This window comes from Methylorubrum sp. SL192 (assembly GCF_026672325.1).
Classification (GTDB): Bacteria; Pseudomonadota; Alphaproteobacteria; order Rhizobiales; family Beijerinckiaceae; genus Methylobacterium; species Methylobacterium extorquens.
Genome location: NZ_JAPPQV010000003.1, coordinates 1,844,733 through 1,869,754, shown reverse-complemented (window position 1 = coordinate 1,869,754; position 25,022 = coordinate 1,844,733). Strand labels below are relative to the sequence as shown.

General features: G+C 68.4%; 25 protein-coding genes and 1 other RNA gene. 12 read left to right on the top strand and 14 right to left on the bottom strand.

From position 1 onward, the window contains the following. Window positions 1-3: 3 nt before the first annotated feature. The 4 genes from dgcA to OVA30_RS09555 all read right to left on the bottom strand — a co-directional run bounded on the left by dgcA (window position 4) and on the right by OVA30_RS09555 (window position 5,888). Window positions 4-984: an N-acetyl-D-Glu racemase DgcA gene (gene dgcA / locus OVA30_RS09570; RefSeq protein ID WP_268175292.1), complete on the bottom strand. Its 981-nt coding sequence runs from the start codon at window positions 982-984 to the stop codon at window positions 4-6. A 13-nt stretch (window positions 985-997) separates the two neighbouring features. Then, window positions 998-2,008, bottom strand: a complete 1,011-nt coding sequence (gene dgcN, locus OVA30_RS09565; RefSeq protein WP_265221905.1) for an N-acetyltransferase DgcN — start codon at window positions 2,006-2,008, stop codon at window positions 998-1,000. Between the two features lie 289 nt (window positions 2,009-2,297). After that, window positions 2,298-4,133, bottom strand: coding sequence for a dihydroxy-acid dehydratase (gene ilvD, locus OVA30_RS09560; RefSeq protein ID WP_268175291.1), 1,836 nt, complete (start codon window positions 4,131-4,133; stop codon window positions 2,298-2,300). 192 nt (window positions 4,134-4,325) lie between these two features. Further along, entirely contained in the window at window positions 4,326-5,888 is a 1,563-nt protein-coding gene (locus OVA30_RS09555) for a 2-isopropylmalate synthase (protein ID WP_015951168.1), read from the bottom strand. Window positions 5,889-6,311: 423 nt separating this feature from the next. Between OVA30_RS09555 and OVA30_RS09550 the strand changes: the two genes are divergently transcribed. After that, the gene (locus tag OVA30_RS09550; protein ID WP_268175290.1) at window positions 6,312-6,638 is read left to right on the top strand and encodes a hypothetical protein; all 327 of its coding nucleotides are present in this window, start codon (window positions 6,312-6,314) and stop codon (window positions 6,636-6,638) included. An 11-nt stretch (window positions 6,639-6,649) separates the two neighbouring features. Here OVA30_RS09550 and OVA30_RS09545 read toward each other — a convergent pair whose 3' ends face one another. Genes OVA30_RS09545 through pdxY form a run of 3 tightly spaced genes read right to left on the bottom strand, consistent with a single transcriptional unit; the run spans window position 6,650 to window position 9,171 of the window. Beyond that, window positions 6,650-7,381 (bottom strand): NUDIX hydrolase, encoded by a 732-nt coding sequence (locus OVA30_RS09545; protein ID WP_268175289.1) that lies wholly within the window; start codon window positions 7,379-7,381, stop codon window positions 6,650-6,652. After that, window positions 7,371-8,300 carry a PhzF family phenazine biosynthesis protein gene (locus tag OVA30_RS09540; protein WP_268175288.1) on the bottom strand — a complete coding sequence of 310 codons (930 nt, stop codon included), beginning with the start codon at window positions 8,298-8,300 and terminating at the stop codon, window positions 7,371-7,373. Before OVA30_RS09540 ends, OVA30_RS09545 begins: the two co-directional genes overlap by 11 nt. Window positions 8,301-8,319: 19 nt before the next feature. Further along, a complete protein-coding gene (gene pdxY, locus OVA30_RS09535) occupies window positions 8,320-9,171 on the bottom strand; it encodes a pyridoxal kinase PdxY (RefSeq protein ID WP_015823015.1) in 852 nt (283 codons plus the stop codon). 218 nt (window positions 9,172-9,389) lie between these two features. Here pdxY and OVA30_RS09530 point away from each other — a divergent pair, with 218 nt between their 5' ends. The 3 genes from OVA30_RS09530 (at window position 9,390) to OVA30_RS09520 (ending at window position 11,267) form a co-directional block, all read left to right on the top strand. Then, complete coding sequence (locus tag OVA30_RS09530) at window positions 9,390-9,911, top strand: DedA family protein (protein WP_003597784.1); 522 nt, start codon at window positions 9,390-9,392, stop codon at window positions 9,909-9,911. 6 nt (window positions 9,912-9,917) lie between these two features. Then, entirely contained in the window at window positions 9,918-10,712 is a 795-nt protein-coding gene (locus tag OVA30_RS09525; RefSeq protein ID WP_268175287.1) for a cobalamin-binding protein, read from the top strand. Between the two features lie 69 nt (window positions 10,713-10,781). Next, window positions 10,782-11,267: an MmcB family DNA repair protein gene (locus tag OVA30_RS09520; protein WP_003597780.1), complete on the top strand. Its 486-nt coding sequence runs from the start codon at window positions 10,782-10,784 to the stop codon at window positions 11,265-11,267. Here OVA30_RS09520 and OVA30_RS09515 read toward each other — a convergent pair. From OVA30_RS09515 to fumC, 3 genes are read right to left on the bottom strand one after another with little or no spacing between them, the layout of a single operon-like run. Then, entirely contained in the window at window positions 11,190-11,501 is a 312-nt protein-coding gene (locus OVA30_RS09515; RefSeq protein ID WP_003597778.1) for a ribbon-helix-helix domain-containing protein, read from the bottom strand. The two genes, OVA30_RS09520 and OVA30_RS09515, sit on opposite strands and share 78 nt — an antisense overlap. Then, window positions 11,498-11,686 carry a DUF4169 family protein gene (locus tag OVA30_RS09510; protein WP_003597777.1) on the bottom strand — a complete coding sequence of 63 codons (189 nt, stop codon included), beginning with the start codon at window positions 11,684-11,686 and terminating at the stop codon, window positions 11,498-11,500. Before OVA30_RS09510 ends, OVA30_RS09515 begins: the two co-directional genes overlap by 4 nt. Before the next feature lie 60 nt (window positions 11,687-11,746). Next, window positions 11,747-13,165 carry a class II fumarate hydratase gene (fumC, locus tag OVA30_RS09505; protein WP_015951162.1) on the bottom strand — a complete coding sequence of 473 codons (1,419 nt, stop codon included), beginning with the start codon at window positions 13,163-13,165 and terminating at the stop codon, window positions 11,747-11,749. Window positions 13,166-13,290: 125 nt separating this feature from the next. On the opposite strand from fumC, the gene OVA30_RS09500 reads away from it, so the two are divergent. Then, window positions 13,291-14,691 (top strand): cytochrome P450, encoded by a 1,401-nt coding sequence (locus OVA30_RS09500; protein WP_268175286.1) that lies wholly within the window; start codon window positions 13,291-13,293, stop codon window positions 14,689-14,691. A 50-nt stretch (window positions 14,692-14,741) separates the two neighbouring features. Here OVA30_RS09500 and OVA30_RS09495 read toward each other — a convergent pair whose 3' ends face one another. Together OVA30_RS09495 and ssrA are read right to left on the bottom strand one after the other, a co-directional pair. Beyond that, a complete protein-coding gene (locus OVA30_RS09495) occupies window positions 14,742-15,395 on the bottom strand; it encodes an SspB family protein (RefSeq protein WP_076643622.1) in 654 nt (217 codons plus the stop codon). 57 nt (window positions 15,396-15,452) lie between these two features. Continuing rightward, window positions 15,453-15,829: a transfer-messenger RNA gene (gene ssrA / locus OVA30_RS09490) on the bottom strand. 42 nt (window positions 15,830-15,871) lie between these two features. Between ssrA and OVA30_RS09485 the strand changes: the two genes are divergently transcribed. From OVA30_RS09485 to OVA30_RS09460, 6 genes are all read left to right on the top strand, one after another. Next, on the top strand, window positions 15,872-16,690 hold the full coding sequence (locus tag OVA30_RS09485; protein WP_268175285.1) for a CPBP family intramembrane glutamic endopeptidase: 819 nt from the start codon (window positions 15,872-15,874) through the stop codon (window positions 16,688-16,690). A gap of 95 nt (window positions 16,691-16,785) precedes the next feature. Further along, on the top strand, window positions 16,786-17,580 hold the full coding sequence (locus OVA30_RS09480; RefSeq protein ID WP_268175284.1) for a thymidylate synthase: 795 nt from the start codon (window positions 16,786-16,788) through the stop codon (window positions 17,578-17,580). Then, a complete protein-coding gene (locus OVA30_RS09475; protein WP_268175283.1) occupies window positions 17,580-18,080 on the top strand; it encodes a dihydrofolate reductase in 501 nt (166 codons plus the stop codon). Before OVA30_RS09480 ends, OVA30_RS09475 begins: the two co-directional genes overlap by 1 nt. 291 nt (window positions 18,081-18,371) lie before the next feature. Continuing rightward, window positions 18,372-19,517 (top strand): FtsH protease activity modulator HflK, encoded by a 1,146-nt coding sequence (gene hflK / locus OVA30_RS09470; protein ID WP_056118653.1) that lies wholly within the window; start codon window positions 18,372-18,374, stop codon window positions 19,515-19,517. Then, a complete protein-coding gene (gene hflC / locus OVA30_RS09465; RefSeq protein WP_015823005.1) occupies window positions 19,514-20,455 on the top strand; it encodes a protease modulator HflC in 942 nt (313 codons plus the stop codon). The genes hflK and hflC overlap by 4 nt, the downstream gene beginning before the upstream one ends. A gap of 111 nt (window positions 20,456-20,566) precedes the next feature. Continuing rightward, entirely contained in the window at window positions 20,567-22,102 is a 1,536-nt protein-coding gene (locus OVA30_RS09460; protein ID WP_268175282.1) for a Do family serine endopeptidase, read from the top strand. A gap of 109 nt (window positions 22,103-22,211) precedes the next feature. Here the strand turns inward: OVA30_RS09460 and serB are convergent, their stop codons facing one another. Next, complete coding sequence (serB, locus tag OVA30_RS09455) at window positions 22,212-23,108, bottom strand: phosphoserine phosphatase SerB (protein WP_268175281.1); 897 nt, start codon at window positions 23,106-23,108, stop codon at window positions 22,212-22,214. An 11-nt stretch (window positions 23,109-23,119) separates the two neighbouring features. On the opposite strand from serB, the gene miaA reads away from it, so the two are divergent. Beyond that, window positions 23,120-24,073, top strand: coding sequence for a tRNA (adenosine(37)-N6)-dimethylallyltransferase MiaA (gene miaA, locus OVA30_RS09450; protein ID WP_268175280.1), 954 nt, complete (start codon window positions 23,120-23,122; stop codon window positions 24,071-24,073). Here the strand turns inward: miaA and OVA30_RS09445 are convergent. Then, on the bottom strand, window positions 24,051-24,917 hold the full coding sequence (locus tag OVA30_RS09445; RefSeq protein ID WP_268175279.1) for an NAD(P)-dependent oxidoreductase: 867 nt from the start codon (window positions 24,915-24,917) through the stop codon (window positions 24,051-24,053). The genes miaA and OVA30_RS09445 overlap by 23 nt on opposite strands. Window positions 24,918-25,022 lie beyond the last annotated feature (105 nt).

The following is a 25,022-nucleotide window of genomic DNA, read 5'->3' as shown; positions in this document are numbered from 1 at the left end:
CGCTCAACCCCACAGCTCGGGCTCCGGCGGATAGACCGTGCTGCCCTCGTAGCGCAGGGCCGGCGTCCGGTCCTGGGCGAGCAGCAGCGGCCCGTCGAGATCGACGTAAGCCGCGTGGTGGGCGAGCAGCAGGGCCGGTGCCATGGCGAGCGACGAGCCGACCATGCAGCCGACCATGATCTCGAAGCCGCGCGCCCGCGCCTCGTGGGCGAGCTTCAGCGCTTCCGTAAGGCCGCCCGCCTTGTCGAGCTTGATGTTGATTGCATCGTAGCGCTTGGCCAGGGCATCAAGACCGGCGCGGTCGTGCAGGCTCTCGTCGGCGCAGATCGGAATCGTGCGGTCGATCTCGGCGAGCAAGCCGTCCTCGCCCGCCGGCAGCGGTTGCTCGATCAGGCCGACGCCCGCCGCCGCGCAGGCCGCGAGGTTGTCGCGAATCGTCTCGGGCCGCCACGCCTCGTTGGCATCGACGATGAGGCGCGAATCCGGCGCGCCGCGGCGCACGGCGGCGATCCGCTCGGGGTCGCCCTCGCCGCCGAGCTTCACCTTCAACAGCGGCCGGTGCGCCGCCCCGCGGGCCGCTTCCTCCATCGCATCCGGATCACCGAGGCTCAGCGTGTAGGCGGTGGTGACCGGTCCCGGTGCGGCGACCCCCGCAAGCTCGTAGGCGGGCCTGCCGGTGCGCTTCGCTTCGAGATCCCACAGCGCACAGTCGAGGGCATTGCGGGCGGCACCCGGCTTCATCCGCCCGGCAAGGTCGAACCGCCCTCCCCCGTCGGCGATCCATGCCGCCTGCTCGTCGAGGAAGGCGGCGACATTCTCGACCGTCTCGCCATAACGGGCATAGGGCACGCACTCGCCCCGGCCGCGAAACGAACCGTCCTCCACGGTCGCGACGACGACGACCGCCTCGGTGCGGCTGCCGCGGGAGATCGTGAACGATCCGGCGATGGGGAAGCGCTCGACGGCAACGGTCAGACGCGGCATCGGCTCTTCTCCCTCAGGCCGGAAACTCGGCGGCGATCCGATCCACGATCCCCTCGACGCCGAAGCGCACGGGATCGGTGGCCGGCAGGCCGTGGACGGATTCCGCTTCGCTCAGCAGCGCGCGCGCCTGCGCCTCGGGCAGGGCCTGCGTGTTCACGGCAATGCCGACCGGGCGGATGCCCGGATTGGTGAGCGAGCCGCAGCGGATGGTCAGGTCGATGACCTCCTGGATCGTCGGCAGGCTCGCCTCGACGCCGCGCATGCGGGTGCGGGTCGGCTCGTGGCAGATCACGAAGGCATCGGCCTGCGCGCCGTGCAGCAGGCCGAGGCTGACGCCGGCGAAAGAGGGGTGGAACAGCGAGCCCTGCCCCTCGATCAGATCCCAGTGATTCGGCTCGGCCGCCGGGGAGACCCACTCGACGGCACCGGAGATGAAATCGGCCACGACCGCGTCGATGGCCACGCCCCGGCCGGAAATGAACACGCCGGTCTGGCCGGTGGCACGGAAATCGGCATCGAAGCCGCGCTCGCGCATGCCACGTTCCAGGGCGAGTGCGGTGTACTTCTTACCCACGGAGCAATCGGTGCCGACGGTGAGCAGGCGCCGGCCCGGCCGCTTGGTGCCCTTGCCGGTGGGGAAAGTCTCAGTGGTGTGGCGGACGTCGTGCAGGGCGCGCCCATTGCGCTTGGCTGCCTCGGCGATCTGCGGGATCGAGCCGAGCCGCACATGCAGCCCGCTTGCCACGTCGAGCCCGGCATCCAATGCCGCCACGATCTCCGCCACCCAGTGGTCGGGCAGCACGCCGCCGGCATTGACGACGCCGACGACCATGGTCTTGCAGCCCTTGGCGACGGCCTCCTCCAGAGTCAGATCGGGGATGCCGAGATCGGCGGCACAGCCCTCCATCCGGAACTGGCCGACGCACCATTCGGGGCGCCAGTCATTGATGCCGTAGGCGGTCTTTGCGGCGAGCCGGTCCGGCACGTCTCCGAGAAACATCAGATAGGGCGTGGCGATCTGCATAGGCGATGGTCCCGTCCGGAGCGAAGCTCCGCCTGAGAACGCGTCTATGCGTGATCCGTGCCCGATGCGCGAGGGATGACCTCGGCATTGCTGTAACCCCGCTTCGATCCCTCATGCTGAGGTGCCGAGTGCAAGCGCGGCCTCGAAGCACGCCGCGGCGGTTCTGCCTTCGCTGGGAGCCGCGCGCCGGGCCTGGATCAACCTTGCGCCGTGCTTCGAGACCCGTTGCGCGGGCGCCTCAGCATCAGGCGCGGGGTGGAAGCCAGAACCGGCGCGATACAAGAATGCCCTACGGCTCGATTCGTCTCACCGCCCCCTTGGCGGCACTGGTGGCGAGCATCGCGTAGGCGCGGAGCGCCGTGCTGACCTTGCGCTTACGGGGCGTGGCCGGACGCCAGCCCTCCGCGTCGCGGGCGGCGCGGCGCTCGGCCAGCACGGCCTCGTCCACGGCGAGGTGGATGCGTCGGTTCGGGATGTCGATCTCGATCCGGTCACCCTGCTCGACGAGGCCGATCAGGCCGCCCTCGGCGGCTTCCGGCGAGACGTGGCCGATGGAGAGGCCCGAGGAGCCGCCGGAGAATCGGCCGTCGGTGACCAGGGCGCAGGCTTTGCCGAGGCCCTTCGATTTCAGGTAGCTGGTGGGATAGAGCATCTCCTGCATGCCGGGGCCGCCGCGCGGGCCCTCGTAGCGGATCAGCACCACCTCGCCGGCCTTCACCCGGCCATTGAGGATGGCATCCACCGACGCATCCTGGCTCTCGAAGACGTGGGCGGTCCCGGTGAAGGTCAGGATCGAAGCATCGACGCCGGCCGTCTTCACGATGCAGCCGTCTTCCGCGAGGTTGCCGTAGAGCACGGCCAGCCCGCCATCCTTCGAGTAGGCGTGCTCGGCCGCGCGGATGACGCCGGCCTCGCGGTCGAGGTCGAGTTCGTCCCAGCGCGAGGCCTGGCTGAAGGCCACCTGGGTTGGCACGCCGCCGGGCGCGGCGCGGAAGAAGGTCTGGACCGACTCGCTTTGGGTCTTCTTGACGTCCCAGCGGTCGAGCGCCGCGCCGAGCGTGCCGGAGCCGACATTGCCGACGGTCCGGTCGATCAGACCGGCGCGGTCAAGTTCGCCGAGGATCCCCATGATGCCGCCGGCCCGGTGCACGTCCTCCATGTGGACGTTGGGGACGGCCGGGGCGACCTTGCACAGAACCGGCACGCGGCGCGACAGCCGGTCGATGTCAGCCATGGTGAAGGGCACCTCGCCCTCGTGGGCCGCGGCGAGCAGGTGCAGCACCGTGTTGGTCGAACCGCCCATGGCGATGTCGAGGGTCATCGCGTTCTCGAAGGCGGCCATCGTCGCGATCGAGCGCGGCAGGACGCTGGCATCGTCCTGCTCGTAGTGGCGGCGCGCCAGATCGACGATGAGGTGGCCGGCCTCGACGAACAGGCGCTTGCGGTCGGCGTGGGTCGCGAGCGTCGAGCCGTTGCCGGGCAGCGAGAGCCCCAGGGCCTCGGTGAGGCAGTTCATGGAATTGGCCGTAAACATGCCGGAGCACGAACCGCAGGTCGGGCAGGCCGAGCGCTCGATGACGGCGACGTCCTCGTCCGAGACCCGGTCGTCGGCCGCGGCCACCATCGCATCGACGAGGTCGAACTTGCGGGTGACGCCGTTCATCACGACCTTACCCGCCTCCATCGGCCCGCCGGAGACGAACACCGCCGGGATGTTGAGGCGCAGCGCCGCCATCAGCATGCCGGGGGTGATCTTGTCGCAATTCGAGATGCAGACCATGGCGTCGGCGCAATGCGCGTTGACCATGTACTCGACGCTGTCGGCGATCAGCTCGCGCGACGGCAGCGAGTAGAGCATCCCGTCATGGCCCATGGCGATGCCGTCATCGACCGCGATGGTGTTGAATTCCTTGGCCACACCGCCCGCCTGCTCGATCTCGCGGGCCACCAGCTGGCCGAGATCCTTCAGGTGGACGTGGCCCGGCACGAACTGCGTGAACGAGTTCACCACCGCGATGATCGGCTTGCCGAAATCCGAATCCTTCATGCCGGTGGCGCGCCACAAGCCGCGGGCGCCGGCCATGTTGCGGCCATGGGTGGTGGTGCGGGAGCGATAGGCGGGCATTTTTGCTGATCGACTTTTCGAGCCGGATCGGCCGCAAGGCCGATCCTCCAAAACGCATCCTCATCCTGAGGTGCGGAGCGAAGCGGAGCCTCGAAGGAGGCCTCCAGAAGTCTCGCGATCCCTGGAGCCCTCCTTCGAGGCCCGCCAAGGCGGGCACCTCAGGATGAGGGGATTGGGTGGGACGAGCGTTGGCTAGACCACCGCAGCGTGCTGCGCGTGCAGCCGTACGGAGGCCGCCGAGAGTTTGTTGAGCGCCGAGAGATACGCCTTGGCCGAGGCCACCAGCGTGTCCGGGTCGGCACCGCGCGCCGTGACCGAGCGCTCTCCGGCCTTCAGCCGGACCGAGACTTCGGCCTGGGCGTCGGTGCCCTCGGTCACGGCGTGGACCTGATAGAGTTCCAGCACCGCGTCGTGCGGGACGATCTCGTGGATCGCGTTGAAGACCGCGTCCACCGGGCCGTTGCCGTCGGCCTCCGCGGTGAAGACGCGGCCGTCCATCTCGATCTTCATCGTCGCGCGCTGCGGGCCCCGCGTGCCGGCGATCACCGACAGGGAGACGAGCTTGATTCGGTCGTGGGCGGTGGCGCGCTTCTCGTCCACCAGCGCCTCGATATCCTCGTCGTAGACGTGCTTCTTGCGGTCGGCCAAGGCCTTGAAGCGCTCGAACACGTCCTGGAACTGGTTGTCGGACAGCGAGATGCCGAGCTCGCCGAGCTTCGACTTGAACGCCGCCCGGCCCGAATGCTTGCCCATCACCAGCGAGGTCTTGGCGAGCCCGACCGAGGCCGGGGTCATGATCTCGTAGGTCTCGGAATGCTTGAGCATGCCGTCCTGATGGATGCCGCTCTCGTGGGCGAAGGCGTTCCGGCCGACGATGGCCTTGTTGTACTGCACGGGGAAATTCGCGGCGTGGCTGACGAGCTTCGAGGCGCGGGTCAGCATCGTCGAGTCGATGCCGGTGTCGTAGGGCATCACGTCGGCGCGGGTGCGGATCGCCATGACGATCTCTTCGAGCGCCGCGTTGCCGGCGCGCTCGCCGATACCGTTGACCGTGCACTCGATCTGCCGGGCGCCGCCCTCCAGGCCGGCGAGCGAGTTCGCCACCGCCAGCCCGAGATCGTTGTGGCAATGCACGGAGAAGATCGCCTTGTCGGCGTTCGGTACACGCTCGCGGACTTGGCGGAACATCGCGCCGTATTCCTGCGGCGTGGCGTAGCCCACGGTGTCGGGCAGGTTGATGGTGGTGGCGCCCGAGCGGATCGCCGCCTCGACGCAGCGGCAGAGATAGTCGATGTCGGTCCGGGTCGCGTCCATGGCCGACCATTCCACGTCCTCGACGAGGTCGCGGGCCTGGGCCACGGTCTTGAGGATGATCTCGATCACCTCGTCCTGCGTCTTGCGCATCTGGTGGGCGAGGTGGATCGCCGAGGTCGAGACGAAGGTATGGATGCGGCCGCGCTCGGCGTGCCGCACCGCCTCGCCCGCCCGGGCGATGTCGGCGGGAATCGCGCGGGCGAGGCCCGCCACGGTCGCCCGCTTGGTGCGCCGCGCGATCTCGGAGACCGCCTCGAAGTCACCGTTGGAGGCGATGGGGAAGCCTGCCTCGATGATGTCGACGCCCATCCCGTCGAGCAGTTCGGCCACCGCCAACTTCTCGTCGAGCGTCATGGTGGCGCCGGGACATTGCTCGCCGTCGCGCAACGTCGTGTCGAAGATGACGACGCGGTCCTTCGCGCTCTGAGTGGTGTTCGCCATGGGTCTTCGTTCCTCGCAGCCGGCGCGCTCGACACGTTGGGAGCGGCGCCGGAAAAGCCTGTCTTCCGGTCGATGGGCGGCATCCCCTGAGAGCCCAGGCGATCGCGCCCAGACGGCCCTCAGGGGCGGCTAAGAAGCAGGCCTACGAGAATGAGCGCGCACGACGAAGCGGCCGCGAGAGCGGCGCCATCGTTCGTCTGCGCAGGGCGGCCAGGGGCCACGCTCGATTCTCCTCAAGAGGCTGACTCGCCGGAAGACCGTTACGAGACCAGGGTGGCGGTATGTACCGATTGGCGGGGATCGTGACAAGCACATGGCTGTGCCGCGTCTCTCCGATGATTGACCCGCTCACTTGCGGGAGGCACAAACCGCCGGCCAAGCTTGGCTGCAGCGAACCTCGTCTCGCAACCGGAGAGACCCGTCGTGCCCGCGCCGCTTCCCCGTGCCGTCTCCATTCTCTTCCTCGGCTGCGCCTTGAGTGCCTGCCAGTCGAGCGCACCGCCTCCGGTCGCGGCCGTGGCCGCCGCACCGGTTGTCACCGTCCTGCCGACCGGCACCGGTTGCGGCCCGACCATCGCCCGGACCCAGGCCATCGTCGCGGGCGACGTGAAGACCGGCGATCTCTCAGCGGCGGTCGGCACGCGCTTCAGCGCCGATCTCGACAAGGCGGCGGGCGCCTGCGCCGCCGGCCGCGAGGGCGAGGCGATGAGCCTGCTCGCGGCGGCCAAGGCGCGCTACGGCTACCGGTAAAAGCCGGGCTTTCAGGCCGGGAAGACGCTCGCAAGATAGGCCTGCACGAAGCCCGGCATCCGGGCGGCGTCGATGTCGGAGCGCGAACGGGCGATGATGCTGTGGGCGAGTTCCGGCTCGTCCTCGTGGCCGCGATGCGACTCGATGCGAGCCTTCAGCGTCTCGGCCGCGCAGTCGAAGCGGACCGGGCGCAGGAAGGCGAGCTGGCCGTCGCCACGCAAAAGCACCCAGTTCTCCTCCGCCCCCTCGGGGAGCGTCAGGCCGGTCTCCTCAAAAAGTTCGCGCGCGGCGCTGCCGGCGAGATCGACCGTGCCGTCGTCGCGCAGGTCACCGGGATCGGGCGTGCCGCAGGGGAAGTAGATCTGGCCGGCATTGGCGGTCTGGGCGCCCATCACGCCGAGCAGAACCGCCCCGTCTCGGCTGTGCGGGACGATCGCCGCGAAGGCATTGGCCACCAGTGCGTCGGGCACGCCCGCATCGCGGAAGGCGAGGAAGCGCGAATAGCGCACCTCGAACAGGCTCGCCTCGCAAGTGCCGTCCGCCAGGACGCAACCGCTGGCGAGGTAGACCGGCCCATCGAACAGGCCCGGCGTCTCCGCTAGGCGGCGCTCCCAGTTGCGGTCGATCGCCTCGGCGTTGTCCCGCGCCCAGGCCCAATCGTGCTCGACGCGCCGCGCGGAGATCCGCTCCAGCGGCGTGAGGCTGAAACCGGGTGCGGCGTCGCGCGCGATCTCAATCGACACGCAGCACGCCCTCGCTCACCACCACGGCCTGTCCGCCGATCTCGACGGAGCGCAGGGTGCCCTCGGCGATGACGACCTGAAGGTCGATCGTGCTCGGCCGCCCCATGGCGACACCCTGGCGGATCACCACGTCGTGGGTGCCCTCGCCCAGCGGCTCGAACTGCATCAGCACGCCGGCGAAGGCCGCCGCGGCGCTGCCCGTCGCCGGGTCTTCCGCAACGCCGAGATGGGGCGCGAACATCCGTGCCTGGTAGCTTTGCCCGAGGCCCTCCGCGTCGAGGGCGTAGAGGTAGAGCGCGTCCGGCTCGGCATGGCGGAACAGGCGCTCGAACCGGGCGGCATCGAGCCGGGCCTGCGCCAGCGCCTCGCCGGAGGCGAGCGGCACGAAGGTGAAGGCGGGGCCGGCGCCGTGCCGGCTCGGCTGATGGCGGTTGAAGCCGAGATCGCCGGGCTTCAGTCCCAAAGCCGTGGCCAGGGCTTCGTTGGCCGGGGCCTCGCCGAGATAGGTTGGCAGAACCGGCAGCTTGAAGTGGGCACGACCGTTGTGGCCATCCTCCGCCGCCTCGACGACGCAGGAGACGATGCCGATCTCTTCCTCGAGGCCGAAGGCGGCGGCATCCGCCAGCGCCACCGCCTGCCGCTCGGCCCGGTCGCGGAGAGCGAGCAGCACCGCCGTTCCAACCGTCGGGTGGCCGGCGAAGGGCAGTTCGCGGGTCGGTGTGAAGATGCGCAGGCGGGCCCGGTGGCGCGGCTCGGCCGGCGGCAGGACGAACACCGTCTCCGACAGGTTGAACTCGCTGGCGATCGCCTGCATCGCCTCGGCGCTGAGCCCGTCGGCATCGAGCACCACCGCGAGCGGGTTTCCGGCCAGCGGCGTGTCGGTGAACACGTCGAGGGTGGCGAAGCGGCGTTCCGGCATCATGACTCCTTGAGAAGGTTCAAACGATCTCGACGGGGAAGGCCGCACTCGGCGCGACGAATTCTTCCTGCGCGGCGACAGTCAGCAACTCGTCCGAACCGGCTTCGGCGGTCCGGCGCAGCAGGCCGTGGATCGAGGCTGCCGCCATGCCGAGCGCCAGGGCCGCCGAGCCGGTGCGCAGGTAATGCACGAGATAGAGCGCGGCGACCGCATCGCCCGCGCCCGAGACCGCTTTCAGGTCGAGCCGGGGCGTGCGCACCCGCCAGAACGAGCCACCCTCGGCCGCCATCATGTCGATCGCGTCCGGCGGCGTCTCCGCCGTGACGAGCGAGGTGACGAGCAGAACGCGGGGGCCGAGCGCCTGCACCGAAGCCGCCGCCGCCTTGGCCGCCTCCAGCGTGTCGCTCGGCGCATCCGAGATGAGATCGAGTTCGAACTGGTTCGGGGTGAGGATGTCGGCCGCCGGAACGGCCTGCGACCGCATGAAGTCGGCGATGCCGGGGCGGACGTAGACGCCGGAATAGGTGTCGCCGATCACCGGATCGCAGCAATAGAGCGCCTCACGGTTGGCGGCGCGCACGGCGGCGACCGTCCGTAGGATCGCGGTGCCGATATCGGCCGAGCCCATATAGCCGGAGAGCACGGCGTTGCACTCCTTGAGCGCGCCGCGCTCGGCCACGCCCTGCACCACCTCCTCCACCGCCGGCCCGTCGAAGACGCGCCCGCGCCACTGCCCGTAGCCGGTATGGTTGGAGAACTGCACCGTGTGCACCGGCCAGACCTCGACCCCGAGCCGCTGCATCGGGAACACGGCGGACGAATTGCCCACATGGCCGTAGGCGACATGCGACTGGATCGACAGGACCTTCATGGTGCTCCGGTATCCGCTCCTGCATCGTGATAACCCGGCGGGCCCTCGCGCGCATCCGATCGGTGCAGCGGCGCGTTAGGGCTCGGCCGACCTTGACCGCAGCCCGACGAAGCGGTCACCGGTTCGTCGAAAGAATGCACATCAAAACAAAGACCTAGAGACGCCGGCCTGATGCCATCAGGGTGGATACGGCTCTCGGCCAATCTTCCGGAGTGAGTATGGATTTCGACGCCGCCCGCCAATCCGTCCTCACCTTCATCGAGACCTACAAGGCGTGGGCCCCGTTGGTGACGGGCGTGATCGCCTTCTGCGAATCGCTGGCGGTCCTGTCGCTGCTGGTGCCGGCCACGGCGATCCTGCTCGGCGTCGGCGCGCTGATCGGCAGCAGCGGCCTGCCGTTCTGGCCCATGGTGATCGGGGCGGGCATCGGCGCGGGGCTGGGGGATTGGGTCTCCTACGAGGTCGGGCACTACTACAAGGACGGCGTGAAGCGCCTCTGGCCGATGAGCCGGCACCCGGAGATGACGGCGAAGGCCGAAGCCTTCCTGCGGCGCTGGGGTGCCGGGGCAATTCTCATCGGGCGCTTCATCGGTCCGGCACGGGCGGTTGTGCCGCTTGTCGCCGGCAGCTTCGGCCTCGCCCGCATCCCGTTCCAGCTCGCAAATTGGAGTTCGGCCTTCGTCTGGGCCTTCGTCCTGCTCGCCCCCGGTGCGGGCCTGCTGACATGGCTGCATTACTGACGCGCCATGCGACGCTTTCCGCCCGAACGCATTGTCTGCCTCACCGAGGAGACCGTCGAGACGCTCTATCTGCTGGGCGAGGATCGCCGCATCGTCGGCGTTTCGGGCTACGCCGTGCGCCCGCCGCAGGTGCGCCGGGAGAAGCCGCGGGTCTCGGCCTTCACCAGCGCCGATCTGCCGAAGATTCTCGCCCTCGAACCGGACCTCGTCCTCGCCTTCTCGGATCTTCAGGCCGAGATCGTCGCCAGCCTCGCCCGCGCCGGCGTGGCGGTCCACCTGTTCAACCAGCGCGATGTAGAAGGCTGCCTCGCGATGATCCGCACCGTCGGCGCCCTCGTCGGCGCGGCGGAGCGGGCTGAAGCGCTGGCGCAGTCCTACGCGGCGCACCTCGCCGAGGCTGCCACCGAGAACGCAGGACGCGTACGGCCGAAGGTCTATTTCGAGGAATGGGACGAGCCGATGATTTCCGGCATCGGCTGGGTCTCCGACCTGATCGGCTATGCCGGCGGGCAGGACGTGTTTCCGGACCTCAGCCGCGCACAGGCGGCGAAGGACCGGATCGTCACCGCGGAGCAGGTGATCGCGGCCGCACCCGACGTGATCCTCGCCTCCTGGTGCGGCAAACGCGTCAACGTCGAGCGCATCCGCTCTAGGCCCGGATGGCACGCGATTCCCGCCGTAGCGGCGGGGCGCATCTACGAGATCAAGTCGCCGCTGATCCTCCAGCCGGGCCCCGCCGCTCTCACGGACGGGTTCGCGGCGATCCGGGCCGCTTTGGCCGTGCGGCAAAGCGGCGGGTGACACTGAGGTAATCGCGCTGGCAGGATGTGCGGACTCGATTCGGCCTCATCCGCAAGCCAACGCCCCGGCATGTCCACAGCTCTCGCCCATATCGTCCTGCCGCCGGACCGGCGCCAGTCACCGACTGCGCTCAACATTCAGCGCGGGGTCCGACGCCTGCTCGCCGAAATGGGCTGCGTGAGCCTGCCAGAATTCTCGCTCGCCAACGGGCGCCGCGCCGACGTGATCGCGCTCTGCGGCGCCGGACGGCTCACCATCATCGAAATCAAATCGAGCGTCGCCGACTTTCGCGCCGACCGGAAATGGCCGGATTACCGCGACTATTGCGACCGCTTCTTCTTTGCGATCCCCGAAACGGTGCCGGAATCGCTGATCCCGGAGGAATGCGGCCTCATCGTCGCCGATTCCTTCGGCGCAGCGATCCTGCGTGAGCCGCCGGACCATCCCCTGAGCCCGGCCCGGCGCAAGTCGGTCACCCTACGCTTCGCTCATTCCGCCGCCGGTCTCCTGCACGCCCTGGCCGATCCCGGCGCGATCCGCGAGGGGGCGCTCTGACGGCGCGCGCTCGTCGCGAAACGCGCCGAGCACGAACACCCGGATCGCGGAGGAGAGGTTGCGCGCGCCGCGCTCGGAATCGATCGCGCCGATCAGCGCCTGCACCGATTGTCCGCGCGCCTGCGCGATCTCTTGCAACGCAGTCCAGAACTCCGCCTCCAGCGACACGCTGGTGCGGTGGCCTGCGATCATCACGGAGCGTTTGGCGTTCTCCCGCAGGGGCGCGCGCGTCATTCCTTGTCGGGATCAGCGAGGCGGTGACCCTCGTGGCGGGACTGCTCGATCGCCTTGCGCGTCTCGGCCAGCGTCTTCGCCTTCTTCGGCCGGCCGAAGAGGATGCGGTTCTCCGCGGCCTTGGCCTCTTTCGCTGCCTTCTCACGGTCCTTGCGCACCTGGCGCAGGTTGATGATCTCGGCCACCGTGTCAGCCCTCCGGACGACCCGGCGCGGAGAGCCCGCGCCGGGAAGCGAAACTAGCGCTTATTCCGCGCTGGGCGCCAGCATGGTTTCGGGGCGCACGACCCGCTCGAACTCCTCGTCCGTCACATAGCCGAGCCGCAGCGCCTCTTCCTTCAGGGTGGTGCCGTTCTTGTGCGCGGTCTTGGCGATCTCGGCGGCCTTGTCGTAGCCGATCGACGGCGCGAGCGCCGTCACCAGCATGAGCGAGCGGCTCATCAGGTCGCTGATCCGGTCGGTGTTGGCCTTGATGCCGACGACGCAGTTGTCGGTGAAGCTGACAGAGGCGTCGGCCAGAATCCGCACCGATTGCAGCACCGCGTTGGCGATCACCGGCTTGAACACGTTGAGCTCGAAATGACCCTGTGAGCCGGCAAAGCTCACCGTGGTGCCGTTGCCGACCACCTGCGCGCAGACCATCGTCAGCGCCTCGCACTGGGTCGGGTTGACCTTGCCCGGCATGATCGACGAGCCGGGCTCGTTCTCCGGCAGCGACAATTCGCCAAGGCCCGAGCGCGGGCCGGAGCCGAGCAGGCGGATGTCGTTGGCGATCTTGAACAGGCCCGAGGCCAAAGCCGTCAGCGCGCCCTGGAGGAAGACGAGGGCGTCGTGGGTGGCGAGCGCTTCGAACTTGTTCTCGGCCGAGGTGAAGGGCAGCCCGGTCAACTCCGCGACCTTGGCCGCGAACCGCTCCGCGAATTCCGGATGCGCGTTGAGGCCGGTGCCGACGGCGGTGCCGCCCTGCGCCAGCGCCAGCACGCCGGGGAGCGTGGCGGCGATGCGCGCGCCACCGAGCGCGACCTGCGCGGCGTAGCCGGAGAATTCCTGGCCGAGCGAGACCGGCGTCGCATCCTGCAAGTGCGTGCGGCCGATCTTGACGATGCTCTCGAACTCCTTCGCCTTGGCGTCGAGCGCCGTGTGCAGGTGGGAGAGCGCCGGCAGCAGCCGCTCCTGAACCTCGCGGGCAACCGCAATGTGCATGGCGGTGGGGAAGGTGTCGTTCGAGGACTGACCGCGGTTGCAATGATCGTTGGGGTGGACCGGTGACTTGCCGCCGCGCTTGCCTCCGAGCCGCTCGTTGGCGAGGCTCGCGATCACCTCGTTGGCGTTCATGTTGGACTGCGTGCCCGAGCCCGTCTGCCATACCACCAGCGGGAACTCGTCATCGTGCTGTCCGGCGACCACTTCGGCAGCGGATTCGGCGATCGCGTCGGCGATCTTCGGATCGAGGCCGCCGAGATCCTTGTTCACCAGCGCGGCCGCCTGCTTGACGATGCCGAGCGCATGGACGAGCGGCGCCGGCTGGCGCTCGGTGCCGATCTTGAAGTTCTGGATCGAGCGCTGCGTCTGGGCGCCCCAGTAGCGGTGGGCGGGCACTTCGATCGGGCCGAAAGTGTCGGACTCGGTGCGCGTCTCGACGGAAGGGTTCTCGTGCGGCGACATCGTGGCCTCTTCGTTGGCTCTGATGCGGCCCTACTTAACGAAGCACGATGACAAGCGCGATGCCAGCCCGGAACGGGGGATGACGCATCGCGCACTCCGTTACCGCCGAGGTTGTTCGCCTGCCGATGCTGGATACGCTGCCCCTCGCGCCTCCGACGACCACACCGCTTTTCCGGCCCAAGGTGCCGCCGCCGCTCACGCAGCCGCTCGGTCTCTTCGCTTTCCTGAAAAAGGTGCGCGAGAACCCGATCGCGACGTGGATGGACGCGCATTTCGAGGAATTCGTCGTCGCGGGCGAGACGGCGATGGGGCGCATCACCGTCGTGAGCGACCCGGCCCTGGTGCGCTACCTGCTGGTGGAGCGCGCCGCCTACTACCGCAAGGACGACCTGCAGAAGCGGGTGCTGGCGCCGGGCCTCGGCGACGGCCTGCTCACGGCGGAAGGCGACGAGTGGCGGCTTCAACGGCGCACGCTGGCACCGATTTTTTCCGCGCGCCATGTGGCGGGCTTCGTTGCGCAGATGGATGCCGCCGGCTCCCGGCTCGGCCGGCGGCTGGCCCGGCGCGACGGTGCCACGGTCGATGTCGCCCTGGAGATGACCCGCGCCACCCTCGACGTGCTGGAGCGGACGATCTTCACGCAAGGCCTGCCCGGCGATCCCGACGCGCTCGGACGCGCTATCACCCGCCTGCTCGAATCGATCGGGCCGATCGACCCCCTCGACGTGTTCGGCTTCCCCGCCTTCGTGCCGCGGCTCGGCCGGCTGCGGGCGCGGCCGGCGCTGCGGTTCTTCGCCGAGGTGGTCGATACCCTCCTCGACGAGCGAAAGGCAGCGCTCGCCCGCGGCGAGGCGCCACATGATCTGATGACACTGCTACTAGCCGCCCAGGACCCGGAGACCGGTCGCGGCCTCTCCGACCTCGAGGTGAAGGCCAACATCGTTACCTTCATCGCCGCCGGCCACGAGACCACGGCCAACGCCCTGACCTGGGCGCTTTACTGCCTGTCGCAGGACGAGGCGGCGCGGGCGCGCGTGGAAGCGGAGGTCGATGCCGCTGCCGGACCGGACGGCGCGCTGCAACTCGACCGGCTGCCCTTCACCAAGGCGGTGATGGAGGAGACCATGCGGCTGTTCCCGCCGGTGCCGTTCCTCAGCCGCCAAGCGCTGCGCGAGGACCGGATCGGGCGGGTGAAGATCCCGCGCAACTCGACCGTCATCATCGCGCCCTGGGTGATGCACCGGCACCGCAAGCTGTGGGATGAGCCGGACGCCTTCATCCCCGAGCGCTTCCTCGGGGAGCGGCGCGAAAGCGTCGAACGCTTCGCCTACCTGCCGTTCGGGGCGGGTCCGCGCGTTTGCATCGGCCAAAGCTTTTCCGTGCAGGAGGCAACGCTGGTGCTGGCTCACGTGGCGCGCGCGGTGCGGTTCACCTTGCCGGCGGATCATCCGCCGGTCACGCCGCTCCACCGCGTGACGCTGCGGCCGAAGGACGGCCTGCGGATGCTGGCCCAGCGGCGCGTCTGACGCACGCGACCGCTCCCCCCGGAGGAGGAGCGGTCGCGGGAGAAAAAGAATCAGTTCTTCTTACGGAAGGCGTCGAGGCTCACGACTTCGGCAGTGCCGTCGCGATCCGTCTTCTCGGCGGCTTCAGGCTTGGCCTCGGCGCCGTCCTCGGGCTTGTTGTCCGGCTTGAGATCCGTCTTCGCCTTTCCGGAGGCGGGAAGGGCCGGAACGATCTTCGGACCGTTCTGCACCGTGGCGAGACCCGTGCTCTTCGGCTTGATCTCGGCAGGCTCGGAGCCGGCTCCGCGCGGGCCGGTCTTGGCCGGCGCACTCGGCTGCGTCTCCTCCGTCTGCTCGCCCTCGGCACCCTCGTTCAGATCGAACTTGAGGCCGAACTGCACCGACGGATCGAAGAAGCCGGACAGGGCGTCGAACGGGATCAGCAGCCGCTCCGGCACGCCCGAGAAGGACAGCCCGACCTCGAAGCTGTGCTCGGTCACGCCGAGATCCCAGAACTGGTGCTGCAGGACGATCGTCATGTCCTGCGGGTACTTCTCGCGCAGGCGCTGCGACATGCGCACGCCCGGCGCCTCGGTGCGGAACGAGATGTAGAAGTGATGCTCGCCCGACAGCCCTTCACGCGCGGCGTCGGTCAGCACCTTGCGCACGACACCGCGCAGGGCGTCCTGAACCAGGAGATCGTAACGGATCAGATCTTCGGCCATCGGCGCTCGCTTCACCGGTCACGGCCGGGATTGGGCTGCGCCGGGTCGTGGAAATTGAGTGGAGGTTTCTGTTGCCAGGTACCTCCGAACCCCGCCTATGCGGTGCTACCCGCTAGGACTTTAGGTCGGTTTTTGACACCGCTTACGCGGCGACAGCCACCGGAGCAAAGTTGTCGTTGGCAACTATTGCAAAGGCCCGATAACGGCGGAACCATGCCGAGCGAAAGTTCACCCTTTACGCCCTCGTCGATCCTATTTCGCCCCCGCCGGAACCCAACACGTGAGGCCGTGCGGCCATCGGTCCTGGGTTCGGGTGGAGGCGCCGGGTACCGCCCCCGGGTCCGATAGGTTTATTTCGAAGAACGTTTATCGCCATAGCCGGCCTTGCGACCGGCAAAGCGAATATAGAGAGGCCGACGGCGGTTTTGAAGAGCGATCTGCGCTCAGACCCGCTCCGCGTTGCGAGCGTGGCCGATATGCCGCCCGCCGCCGCCGACGCACGCCCGTCGAAACCCCTGCTCGCAGCGGGTTTGTCATGGTTCGGCCGGGTGCTGCTGCTCATCGCGGTCCCGCTCGCCATCCTGCTTCTGGCGAGCGGCCTCGCCATCCTCATCGTGCGTGTCGGCGGCGATCTGCGGCTCGGCATCGACCCGTTCACGAACGCCGCCGCGCGCCCGCGGCTGCCCCTGTCGGAGGTGACGGGGCGCGGCGTCATGATGGATGCCCTGCGGCAAGTGCTGATGGCCGGGCTCGTGATCGGGCTTGCCGCCTGGGCCGGCGGCCGCGCCTGGCGCCAGCGTCTCGGACTGGCCCGCCCCCTCGAACCCCGTTTGCCCATGCGGCGGCTCTGGCTGCTGCTCCCGCTCTGGCCGATGATCCACATCGCCTGGGTGACGACGACGGCGGCAGCCCTCCACATGAATTTCGGTAGCGGGGTCCGTCTCTCGCCCTTTCTGAACCCGACGATGCTCGGCCTGTGGTTCGCTTTCGTCGTGGTGCTGGCCCCAGTCGCGGAGGAATTGCTGCTGCGGGGCGAGACCTTTGCCCGGGCCAGCGCCTTCCTCGGGCCGGCGGGAACGATCGTCGCGACGGCGCTCCTGTTCTGCCTCGCCCACGTCTCCCTCGATCCGGGCGCCAAGAGCGCGCTCGCGCGGCCGCTGACCCTGTTGCCGCTCGCGCTCACCCTCGGCTGGCTGCGCTGGCGCACCGGCCGGCTCTGGCCCTGCATCCTGCTGCACGGCTGGAGCAATTTCTGTTTGCTGGCCTACCAGCTCGGTCCGAGCCTCCTCCGGTAGAGCCCGATCCCGCGTAACCAAGACCAGCGGAAAGGCGGGACGGCAGCAAGGCCCGACTCGACATCCGCCGGGGCACTTGCCAGACCTGAGGGGCCATGCGCGCCTATCACGATCTGCTCACCCGCATTCTGTCCGAGGGCGTCCGCAAGGAGGACCGAACCGGCACGGGCACGCTCTCGGTGTTCGGCCACCAGATGCGGTTCGATCTGGCGGACGGCTTTCCCCTGGTGACGACGAAGCAGCTCCACCTGCGCTCGATCGTCCACGAGCTGCTGTGGTTCCTGAAGGGCGACACCAACGTCGCCTATCTCAAGGTGAACGGCGTCACGATCTGGGACGAGTGGGCCGACGCGAATGGCGATCTCGGCCCCGTCTACGGGAAGCAGTGGCGCTCCTGGGCAAAGCCCGACGGCGGCACCGTCGATCAGATCGCCTGGATCCTCGACGAGATCGCCCGCAACCCGGATTCGCGCCGCCTCATCGTCTCAGCCTGGAACCCGGCCGACCTCGATCGGATGGCGCTCGCCCCCTGCCACTGCCTGTTCCAGTTCTACGTGGCGGACGAGCGCCTGTCCTGCCAGCTCTACCAGCGCTCGGCCGACGCCTTCCTCGGCGTCCCCTTCAACATCGCCAGCTACGCCCTGCTCACCGCGATGATGGCGCAGGTGACCGGGCTCAAGGCCGGCGACTTCGTCCATACCTTCGGCGACGCGCATCTCTACGCCAACCATCTGGAGCAGACCCACCTCCAGCTTTCGCGCGAGCCGCGGCCCCTGCCCCGGCTGCGACTGAACCCGGAGGTGCGCTCGCTGTTCGACTTCCGCTTCGAGGATATCGTGATCGAAGGCTACGACCCGCATCCCGCGATCAAGGCACCGGTGGCGGTCTGATGGCTCAACCCCGCATCTCTCTGGTCGCGGCCATCGCCCGCAACGACGTGATCGGCCGCGACAACAGCCTCGCGTGGCGGCTCTCCAGCGACCTGAAGCGCTTCAAGGCGCTCACCATGGGCAAGCCGATCCTGATGGGGCGCAAGACCTGGGATTCGATCGGCCGCCCCCTGCCCGGACGGCGCAGTCTGGTCATCACCCGCGACCGCAGCCTCGCCCTCCCCGACGTGACCGTCGTGCATGATTGGGACGAAGCGCTCGCCGCCGCCGGGGACGACGAACTGATGGTGGTGGGCGGCGCCGAGATCTACCGGCTCTCCCTGCCCCATGCCGACCGGCTGCATCTCACCGAAGTCGATGCGGCGCCCGAGGGCGATGCGTACTTTCCGCCCTTCGACCGGTCTCTCTTCCATGAGACGTTGCGCGAGGCGCACGGCCCCGGCGAGCGCGACGAGTTCGCGTTTCAATTCGTGGACTTGGAGCGGTTGGGCAGCCGTTGACCGGGCATCCGGCGCTTTGGCCGCAGGGGCGGAAAGAGTTTCGTGGCACGAACGGCCGTTGCGGTTGACGCGGTGTGGGCCCACCTGCCAGCCTTGACAGGACTGCGCGGCGCCACTCTGGTGCGCAGCGTCCGTGCGGCACTGCAAACGCGTTCTGGCGCTTGGGAAAATTGGGAAAACCGGCTTTTCCCGCCCCATGGCGGGGCGACGGACCGCGTTTAGGGCCAGGGTTTTAGGGCCAGGGTCGTCCGCATTCGCGGGGACCGGCTTCAGCAGGAGTTCACGTCGAGAATGCCTTGGAGCAATCAGAGCGGCGGCGGAGGTGGCCCCTGGGGCCGTCCCGGCGGCGGCGGCGGTAACGGCGGCGGTCCCTGGGGTGGCGGGGGCGGCGGCAAGACGCCCCCCGATCTCGAGGATCTGCTCCGGCGCGGCCAGGATCGTCTCCGCGGCGTCATGCCGGGCGGAGGCTTCGGCGGCGGCAAGGGACTCCTCCTGGCAGCGGGCCTCGTGCTCGGCGCGTGGCTGCTGACCGGATTCTACATCGTGAAGCCGAACGAGGTCGGCATCAACACGATCTTCGGGCGCTATACCGGCCAGTCCGGTGAAGGCCTGCGCTACAACTTCCCCTACCCGATCGGCTCTGTGCAGAAGCCCAACGTCGGCATCGTGAACTCGATTCCGATCGGCTACATGGCCGCCGGCAACACGACGCGTCAGCGCGACGTGCCGGAAGAGAGCCTGATGCTCACCGGCGACGAGAACATCGTCGACATCGATTTCGAGGTGCAGTGGCGCGTTAATCCGCTCAAGGCGGAGGACTACGTCTTCAACCTCGCCAACCCGGACGGGACGATCAAGGCCATCGCCGAGAGCGCGATGCGCGAGGTGATCGGCCGCCGCAACATCCAGGCGATCCTGACCAACGAGCAGTCCAGCATCTCTCAGGAGGTCAAGGAGATCGTGCAGAGCGCTCTGGACGAGTACGGCGCGGGCGTGCGGATCGAGGTCGTGCAGCTCACCAGCGTGACCCCTCCCCCGGAGGTGCGGCCCGCCTTCATCGACGTAAACGCGGCGCAGCAATATGCCCAGCAGGTGCGTAACGAGGCCGAGACCTATGCCAGCCGCGTGACGCCGGAAGCCCGAGGCAATGCCAGCAAGGTCATGCAAGCGGCCGAGGCCTACAAGTCCCAGGCCACCTCCGAGGCGACCGGTCAGGCGTCCCGCTTCCGTCAGGTCTACGACTCCTACAAGGTCGCGCCCGAGGTCATCCGCGAACGGATCTTCCTCGAGACGATGGAGCGCGTGCTCGGCTCCGTGAACAAGGTGATCATCGATCAGAACGGTGGCGTGGCCGGTGCCAACGCCGCGGGCGTGCTGCCGGTGCTGCCTCTGATGGAGAATGGGCGGACGCAGACGAACGGAGCGACGGGCCGATGAACAATCCAGCCATTCGGACCGGCCTGGTCATCCTCGCGGCGGTCGCCGCGATCGGCCTCTACGCCTCCGTCTTCACCGTAGGACAGATGCAGCAGGCGCTCGTGCTTCAGCTCGGCCGCGTGCGCGACGTGCTGAACCCCGTGGGCCAGAACAAGCCCGGCCTCTACTTCAAGGTGCCGTTCACCGACAGCGTCGTGCTGTTCGACAAGCGGGTGCTGGATCTCGACCTTCCGGTTCAGACCCTGCTCACCGCCGACCGGCAGAACCTCGAAGTGGATGCCTTCGCCCGCTACCGGATCATCGATCCGCTGAAGTTCTACCAGGCGGCGGGGACGATCGCCCTGGCCAACCAGCGTCTGGCGAGCTTCACCAACTCGGCCCTCCGCAACGTTCTGGCCCGCACCAGCCGCGACGCCATCGTGCGGACGGAGCGTGCCGACCTGATGAACACGATTCAGGAGGACGTGAACAAGCAGGCCAAGAGTCTCGGCATCGAGATCGTCGATCTGCGCATGACCCGTGTCGACCTTCCCGCCAAGAACAGCCAAGCGGTCTACGACCGCATGACGTCGGAGCGGAAGAAGGAGGCGACCGACATTCGCGCCAACGGCGATCAGGCGGCGACGCTGATCCGCGCCAAGGCCGACCGCGACGTCGTCGTGATCCTGGCCGAGGCCAATCAGAAGCAGGAAGAGCTGCGCGGTGAGGGCGACGCGGAGAGAAACCGCATCCTCGCCGAGGCGTTCAGCCAGGATGCCAACTTCTTCGCCTTCTATCGCTCGATGCAGGCTTACGAGCAGGCGCTGAAGGGGCAGGACACCCGCCTTGTGGTGAGTCCGAACTCGGACTTCTTCCGCTTCTTCAATGATCCGCAGGGACGCCGTCCGCAGGGTGCCCGCAACGACGCCGAGCCGACGGCTTCGGGCACCGCGCGCTGAGCGATCTGCGACCGATACGACCATCGCGGCCGGCACCCTTGATCGGGGTGCCGGCCGCTGAATCTATAAGTCGGCCTGAAACAGGCACTCTTTGAGCTTGAGGAATCGTCCATGAGACTCGCCGCAAACGCCGTCCGGGGTCGAACGCCGTCGTTTGCCCGGCGCGCCTCATCGGCCCTGGCCGCTGCGGTGCTGGGCGTCACCGTCACGGTCACCGCCCTACCGCTCCCCGCCTTCGCCCGTGGCCCGGAATCACTCGCCGACCTTGCCGACAAGGTGACGGATGCGGTGGTGAACATTTCGGCCTCGACAACGGTCGAAGCCAGCAACCGCGGCGGCCGGACCATGCCGCAACTGCCTCAGGGCACCCCGTTCGAGGATCTCTTCGAGGAGTTCTTCAAGCGGCGCGGCCAGGGCGTGCCGAAGGGTGACGACGAAAGCCCGCGCGGACCGACGCGCAAGTCGAACTCGCTCGGCTCCGGCTTCATCATCGACGCCTCGGGCATCGTGGTGACGAACAACCACGTCATCGGCGACGCCAACGACATTCAGGTCATCCTGAGCGACGGCACCAAGCTCAAGGCGGAGATCATCGGCAAGGATTCGAAGATCGACCTCGCCCTGCTTCGGGTGAAGCCGACCGCCGAGCGCCCGCTCAAGGCCGTGCCCTTCGGCGATTCCGACAAGATGCGCCCGGGCGACTGGGTGATGGCGATCGGCAACCCGTTCGGCCTCGGCGGCTCGGTCTCCGCCGGCATCGTCTCGGCGCGGGGCCGCAACATCGAGTCCGGTCCCTACGACAACTACATCCAGACCGACGCGGCCATCAACAAGGGCAATTCCGGCGGTCCGCTGTTCAACATGGACGGCGAGGTGATCGGCATCAACACCGCGATCCTTTCGCCCTCGGGCGGCTCGGTCGGCATCGGCTTCGCGGTGCCGTCGGCAACCGCCGGTCAGGTCGTCGATCAGCTCCGCCAGTTCGGCGAGGTCCGCCGCGGCTGGATCGGCGTGCGCATCCAGAACGTCGATGAGGCCACCGCCGAGGCGCTCGGCCTGAAGGGCGGCGCCAAGGGTGCGCTGGTGGCCGGCGTCGATGAGAAGGGCCCGGCCAAGACCGCGGGGCTCGAGGTCGGCGACGTTATCGTCAAGTTCAACGGTGTTCCGGTGAAATCCTCCAGCGAGCTGCCGCGCATCGTCGCTGCGACCCCGGTGGGCAAGTCCGTGGACGTCCAGGTCGTGCGCAAGGGCGAGGAGCAGACGAAATCCGTCGTGCTCGGTCGCCTTGAGGACGGCGAGAAGACTCAGGTCGCCAACCTCAAGCAGCCGGAGGCGGAATCGGTCAATCGTCAGGTCCTCGGCCTCAACCTCTCCGGCCTCAACGACGAGGTGCGGCGCCGCTACGGCATCAAAGAGAGCGTCAAGACCGGCGTGGTCGTCACCAAGGTCGATCCCAACTCGACCGCCGCCGACAAGCGCATCCAGCCCGGTGAGGTCATCGTCGAGGTCGGCCAGGAGGCGATCTCGAACCCGGCCGACGTGACGAAGCGCGTCGAGGCGCTCAAGAAGGAGGGCCGCAAGTCGGTCCTGTTGCTGGTGGCCAGCACCAGCGGCGACGTGCGCTTCGTGGCGATCGGGTTGGAGTAATCAGCGACCCAATCGACGGTGTTGCCATCCCCTCTTCCCGAACCGGGGGAGGAGGGGATGGCACGCAGTCGGTTTGCGTCCCGAAGCTTCGGGTCGTGGCCGGAAAAGACTAGGCGACGAACTCCGCCGCCGAGAAACCCTGCAGATAAAGCAGCGCGGTCAGGTCGCCGTGTTCGATTCGCACCTGCGCCGCCTGCGCCACCTTCGGCTTGGCGCGGAAGGCGACACCGAGCCCGGCCTCTCCGAGCATCGGCAGGTCGTTCGCCCCGTCACCGACAGCGATCGTCTCCGCAGGGCTCAGGCCCAGCCGCTCGCGCAGTTCGATGAGGCTCGCGCGCTTGGCCTCCGCGCCGACGATCGGCTCGATCACCCGTCCCGTCAGGTGTCCGTCCGCTACATCAAGGCGGTTGGCGCGGGTTTCATCGAAACCGAGACAGGTGCCGATGGGGCCGGTGAACAGGGTGAATCCGCCCGAGACGAGGCAGGTGAATGCGCCGTGCGCCCGCATCGTCGCAACGAGGGTGCCGCCGCCCGGCGTGAGGCGGATGGCGTCGCGGATCAGACCATCAATCACGCCGACGGATAGGCCTTTCAACAGTCCCACCCGCTCGCGCAGGGCCGGCTCGAAGGCCACCTCGCCGCGCATGGCCCGCTCGGTGATCGTCGCCACCTGATCCTTGATGCCGACGACATCGGCGAGTTCGTCGATGCATTCCTGCTCGATCATGGTCGAATCCATGTCGGCGAGAAACAGCCGCTTGCGGCGGTGCTGATCGTGCGGGAGCACGGCCACGTCGATCGGCTCGGACCCGAACGCCGCGCGCAGGGCCTCCGTCAGGGCCGGCGCTTCGTCGGGTGCGCCCGGCACCAGAAGCTCGGCCGCAACCTCACCGTGGAGCGTTCGCGGTTGATGCTCCGTCCGCGTCACGCGGCGCGCCTCGGCGAGCACCGCATCGGTGATGGCGGGCCGAGCGGGGTTTGCTATCAGCGTCGCGACGAGGGTCATGGAGATGTGCCGTGCAGAGTCCGGACGGGCAGGAAACAGGGCGCCCGGCCGCCATCCTCATTGCAGGGCCCACCGCCTCGGGCAAGTCGGCACTGGGGTTACGAATCGCGCGCGCCTTCGGCGGCACGGTGATCAACACCGATTCGATGCAGGTCTACGCCGACCTGCGCGTGCTCTCGGCGCGACCCACCGCTGAGGAGGAAGGGCTGGCCCCTCATCGCCTCTACGGCAGCATCGACGGGGCGGTGAATTTCTCCGTCGGACACTTCCAACGGCAGGCGGCCGCGCTCCTTTCGGAGATGGATGCGGGCACCCTGCCGATCTTCGTCGGCGGCACCGGCCTCTATTTCCGTAGCCTGGATGAGGGCATCTCGGATCTGCCGGAGGTGCCCGACGCCGTCCGACAGCGGATCCGAGCGGAGGCGGACGGACAGCCGACCGAAACGCTTCACGCCGCGCTCGCTTTGCGTGATCCCGAGAGCGCCCAGCGGCTGCGGCCCTCGGACCGGATGCGCGTGATGCGGGCGCTCGAAATCCACGCGGCGACCGGCCGCTCCATCGGATCGTTTCACGAGGCGCGTGTGCCGGGCCCGCTCGCCGGAAAGCCACTGCTGAAGCTCTTCCTTGCCACCGAACGCGAGGCCCTGCGCCAGCGCATCGACGCGCGCTTCATGACGATGATGGAGCAAGGCGCTCTGGACGAGGTCGCTGCGCTCCGGGAGCGGCGTCTCGATCCGCTGCTACCGGTGATGCGCGCCCACGGCGTGCCGGGGTTGATCGCCTATCTCGACGGGACGATCTCCCGCGAGGAAGCGATCCAGCGTGGCCAGGGCGACACCCGCCGCTACGCCAAGCGCCAGTTCACGTGGTTCCGCCACCAGATGGGCGAGGATTGGCACTGGACCACGCCGGAAGCGGCGTGGTCCCTGGTCCAGGCCCGGCTCAGCGCTCCAGTCGGGCGATGAGGGACGAGGTGTCCCAGCGCTTACCGCCCATGGCCTCAACCTCAGCGTAGAACTGATCGACCAGCGCCGTCACCGGCAGCCGGGCGCCATTGCGGCGCGACTCGGCGAGCAGGATGCCGAGATCCTTGCGCATCCACTCGACCGCAAAGCCGAAGTCGAATGTGTCCGCGTTCATGGTCCGGCCGCGATTCTCCATCTGCCAGGAGCCGGCTGCCCCCTTGGAGATGACGTCGAGCACGGCCTCGATGTCGAGGCCGGCGCGCTTGCCGAAGTGGATCGCCTCCGAGAGCCCCTGCACCGCCCCGGCAATGGCGATCTGGTTGACCATCTTGGTGAGCTGGCCCGATCCGGAAGGCCCGAGCAGACGACAGGACTTGGCGTAGGCCATGATGACCGGCTCGGCCTCGGCGTAGGTCGCCTCCTCGCCGCCGCACATGACGGTGAGCACGCCGTTCTCCGCGCCGGCCTGACCGCCGGAGACCGGGGCGTCGATGAAGCGAAGCCCGGCCGCATCTGCCGCTGCGGACAGTTCGCGGGCGACCTCGGCCGAGGCAGTGGTGTGATCGACGAAGATCGCGCCCTTCTCCATGCCGGCAACGGCACCGTCCGCGCCGAGCACCACCGAGCGCAAATCGTCGTCATTGCCGACGCAGGCGAAGACGATGGTGCATCCGGCAGCCGCCTCGCGGGGCGTTGCGGCGGCTTGGCCGCCATTGGCGGCGACCCACGCCTCAGCCTTGGCACCGGTGCGGTTGAAGACGGTGACGTCGTGCCCCTTCTTCGCAAGGTGCCCCGCCATCGGCGAGCCCATCACGCCGAGGCCCAGGAACGCGACTTTCGCCATGGGATTGGTGTCTCCGGTATCCGATCGTCCGAGGGCGTGCTCTAGCCCCGCGCGCACGACATTCAAAATGCAAAGCGCAGCAGTGCCTGGGCACTTTCCGGCGAA

Bases quoted from the DNA above. Each gene is read 5' to 3' on its own strand.
- dgcA (WP_268175292.1), bottom strand. From the start codon at position 984: ATGCCGCGTCTGACCGTTGCCGTCGAGCGCTTCCCCATCGCCGGATCG.
- dgcN (WP_265221905.1), bottom strand. From the start codon at position 2,008: ATGCAGATCGCCACGCCCTATCTGATGTTTCTCGGAGACGTGCCGGAC.
- ilvD (WP_268175291.1), bottom strand. From the start codon at position 4,133: ATGCCCGCCTATCGCTCCCGCACCACCACCCATGGCCGCAACATGGCC.
- OVA30_RS09555 (WP_015951168.1), bottom strand. From the start codon at position 5,888: ATGGCGAACACCACTCAGAGCGCGAAGGACCGCGTCGTCATCTTCGAC.
- OVA30_RS09540 (WP_268175288.1), bottom strand. From the start codon at position 8,300: ATGCCGGAACGCCGCTTCGCCACCCTCGACGTGTTCACCGACACGCCG.
- pdxY (WP_015823015.1), bottom strand. From the start codon at position 9,171: ATGAAGGTCCTGTCGATCCAGTCGCATGTCGCCTACGGCCATGTGGGC.
- OVA30_RS09530 (WP_003597784.1), top strand. From the start codon at position 9,390: ATGGATTTCGACGCCGCCCGCCAATCCGTCCTCACCTTCATCGAGACC.
- OVA30_RS09525 (WP_268175287.1), top strand. From the start codon at position 9,918: ATGCGACGCTTTCCGCCCGAACGCATTGTCTGCCTCACCGAGGAGACC.
- OVA30_RS09520 (WP_003597780.1), top strand. From the start codon at position 10,782: ATGTCCACAGCTCTCGCCCATATCGTCCTGCCGCCGGACCGGCGCCAG.
- OVA30_RS09515 (WP_003597778.1), bottom strand. From the start codon at position 11,501: ATGACGCGCGCGCCCCTGCGGGAGAACGCCAAACGCTCCGTGATGATC.
- fumC (WP_015951162.1), bottom strand. From the start codon at position 13,165: ATGTCGCCGCACGAGAACCCTTCCGTCGAGACGCGCACCGAGTCCGAC.
- OVA30_RS09500 (WP_268175286.1), top strand. From the start codon at position 13,291: ATGCTGGATACGCTGCCCCTCGCGCCTCCGACGACCACACCGCTTTTC.
- OVA30_RS09495 (WP_076643622.1), bottom strand. From the start codon at position 15,395: ATGGCCGAAGATCTGATCCGTTACGATCTCCTGGTTCAGGACGCCCTG.
- OVA30_RS09485 (WP_268175285.1), top strand. From the start codon at position 15,872: ATGCCGCCCGCCGCCGCCGACGCACGCCCGTCGAAACCCCTGCTCGCA.
- OVA30_RS09480 (WP_268175284.1), top strand. From the start codon at position 16,786: ATGCGCGCCTATCACGATCTGCTCACCCGCATTCTGTCCGAGGGCGTC.
- OVA30_RS09475 (WP_268175283.1), top strand. From the start codon at position 17,580: ATGGCTCAACCCCGCATCTCTCTGGTCGCGGCCATCGCCCGCAACGAC.
- hflK (WP_056118653.1), top strand. From the start codon at position 18,372: ATGCCTTGGAGCAATCAGAGCGGCGGCGGAGGTGGCCCCTGGGGCCGT.
- hflC (WP_015823005.1), top strand. From the start codon at position 19,514: ATGAACAATCCAGCCATTCGGACCGGCCTGGTCATCCTCGCGGCGGTC.
- OVA30_RS09460 (WP_268175282.1), top strand. From the start codon at position 20,567: ATGAGACTCGCCGCAAACGCCGTCCGGGGTCGAACGCCGTCGTTTGCC.
- serB (WP_268175281.1), bottom strand. From the start codon at position 23,108: ATGACCCTCGTCGCGACGCTGATAGCAAACCCCGCTCGGCCCGCCATC.
- OVA30_RS09445 (WP_268175279.1), bottom strand. From the start codon at position 24,917: ATGGCGAAAGTCGCGTTCCTGGGCCTCGGCGTGATGGGCTCGCCGATG.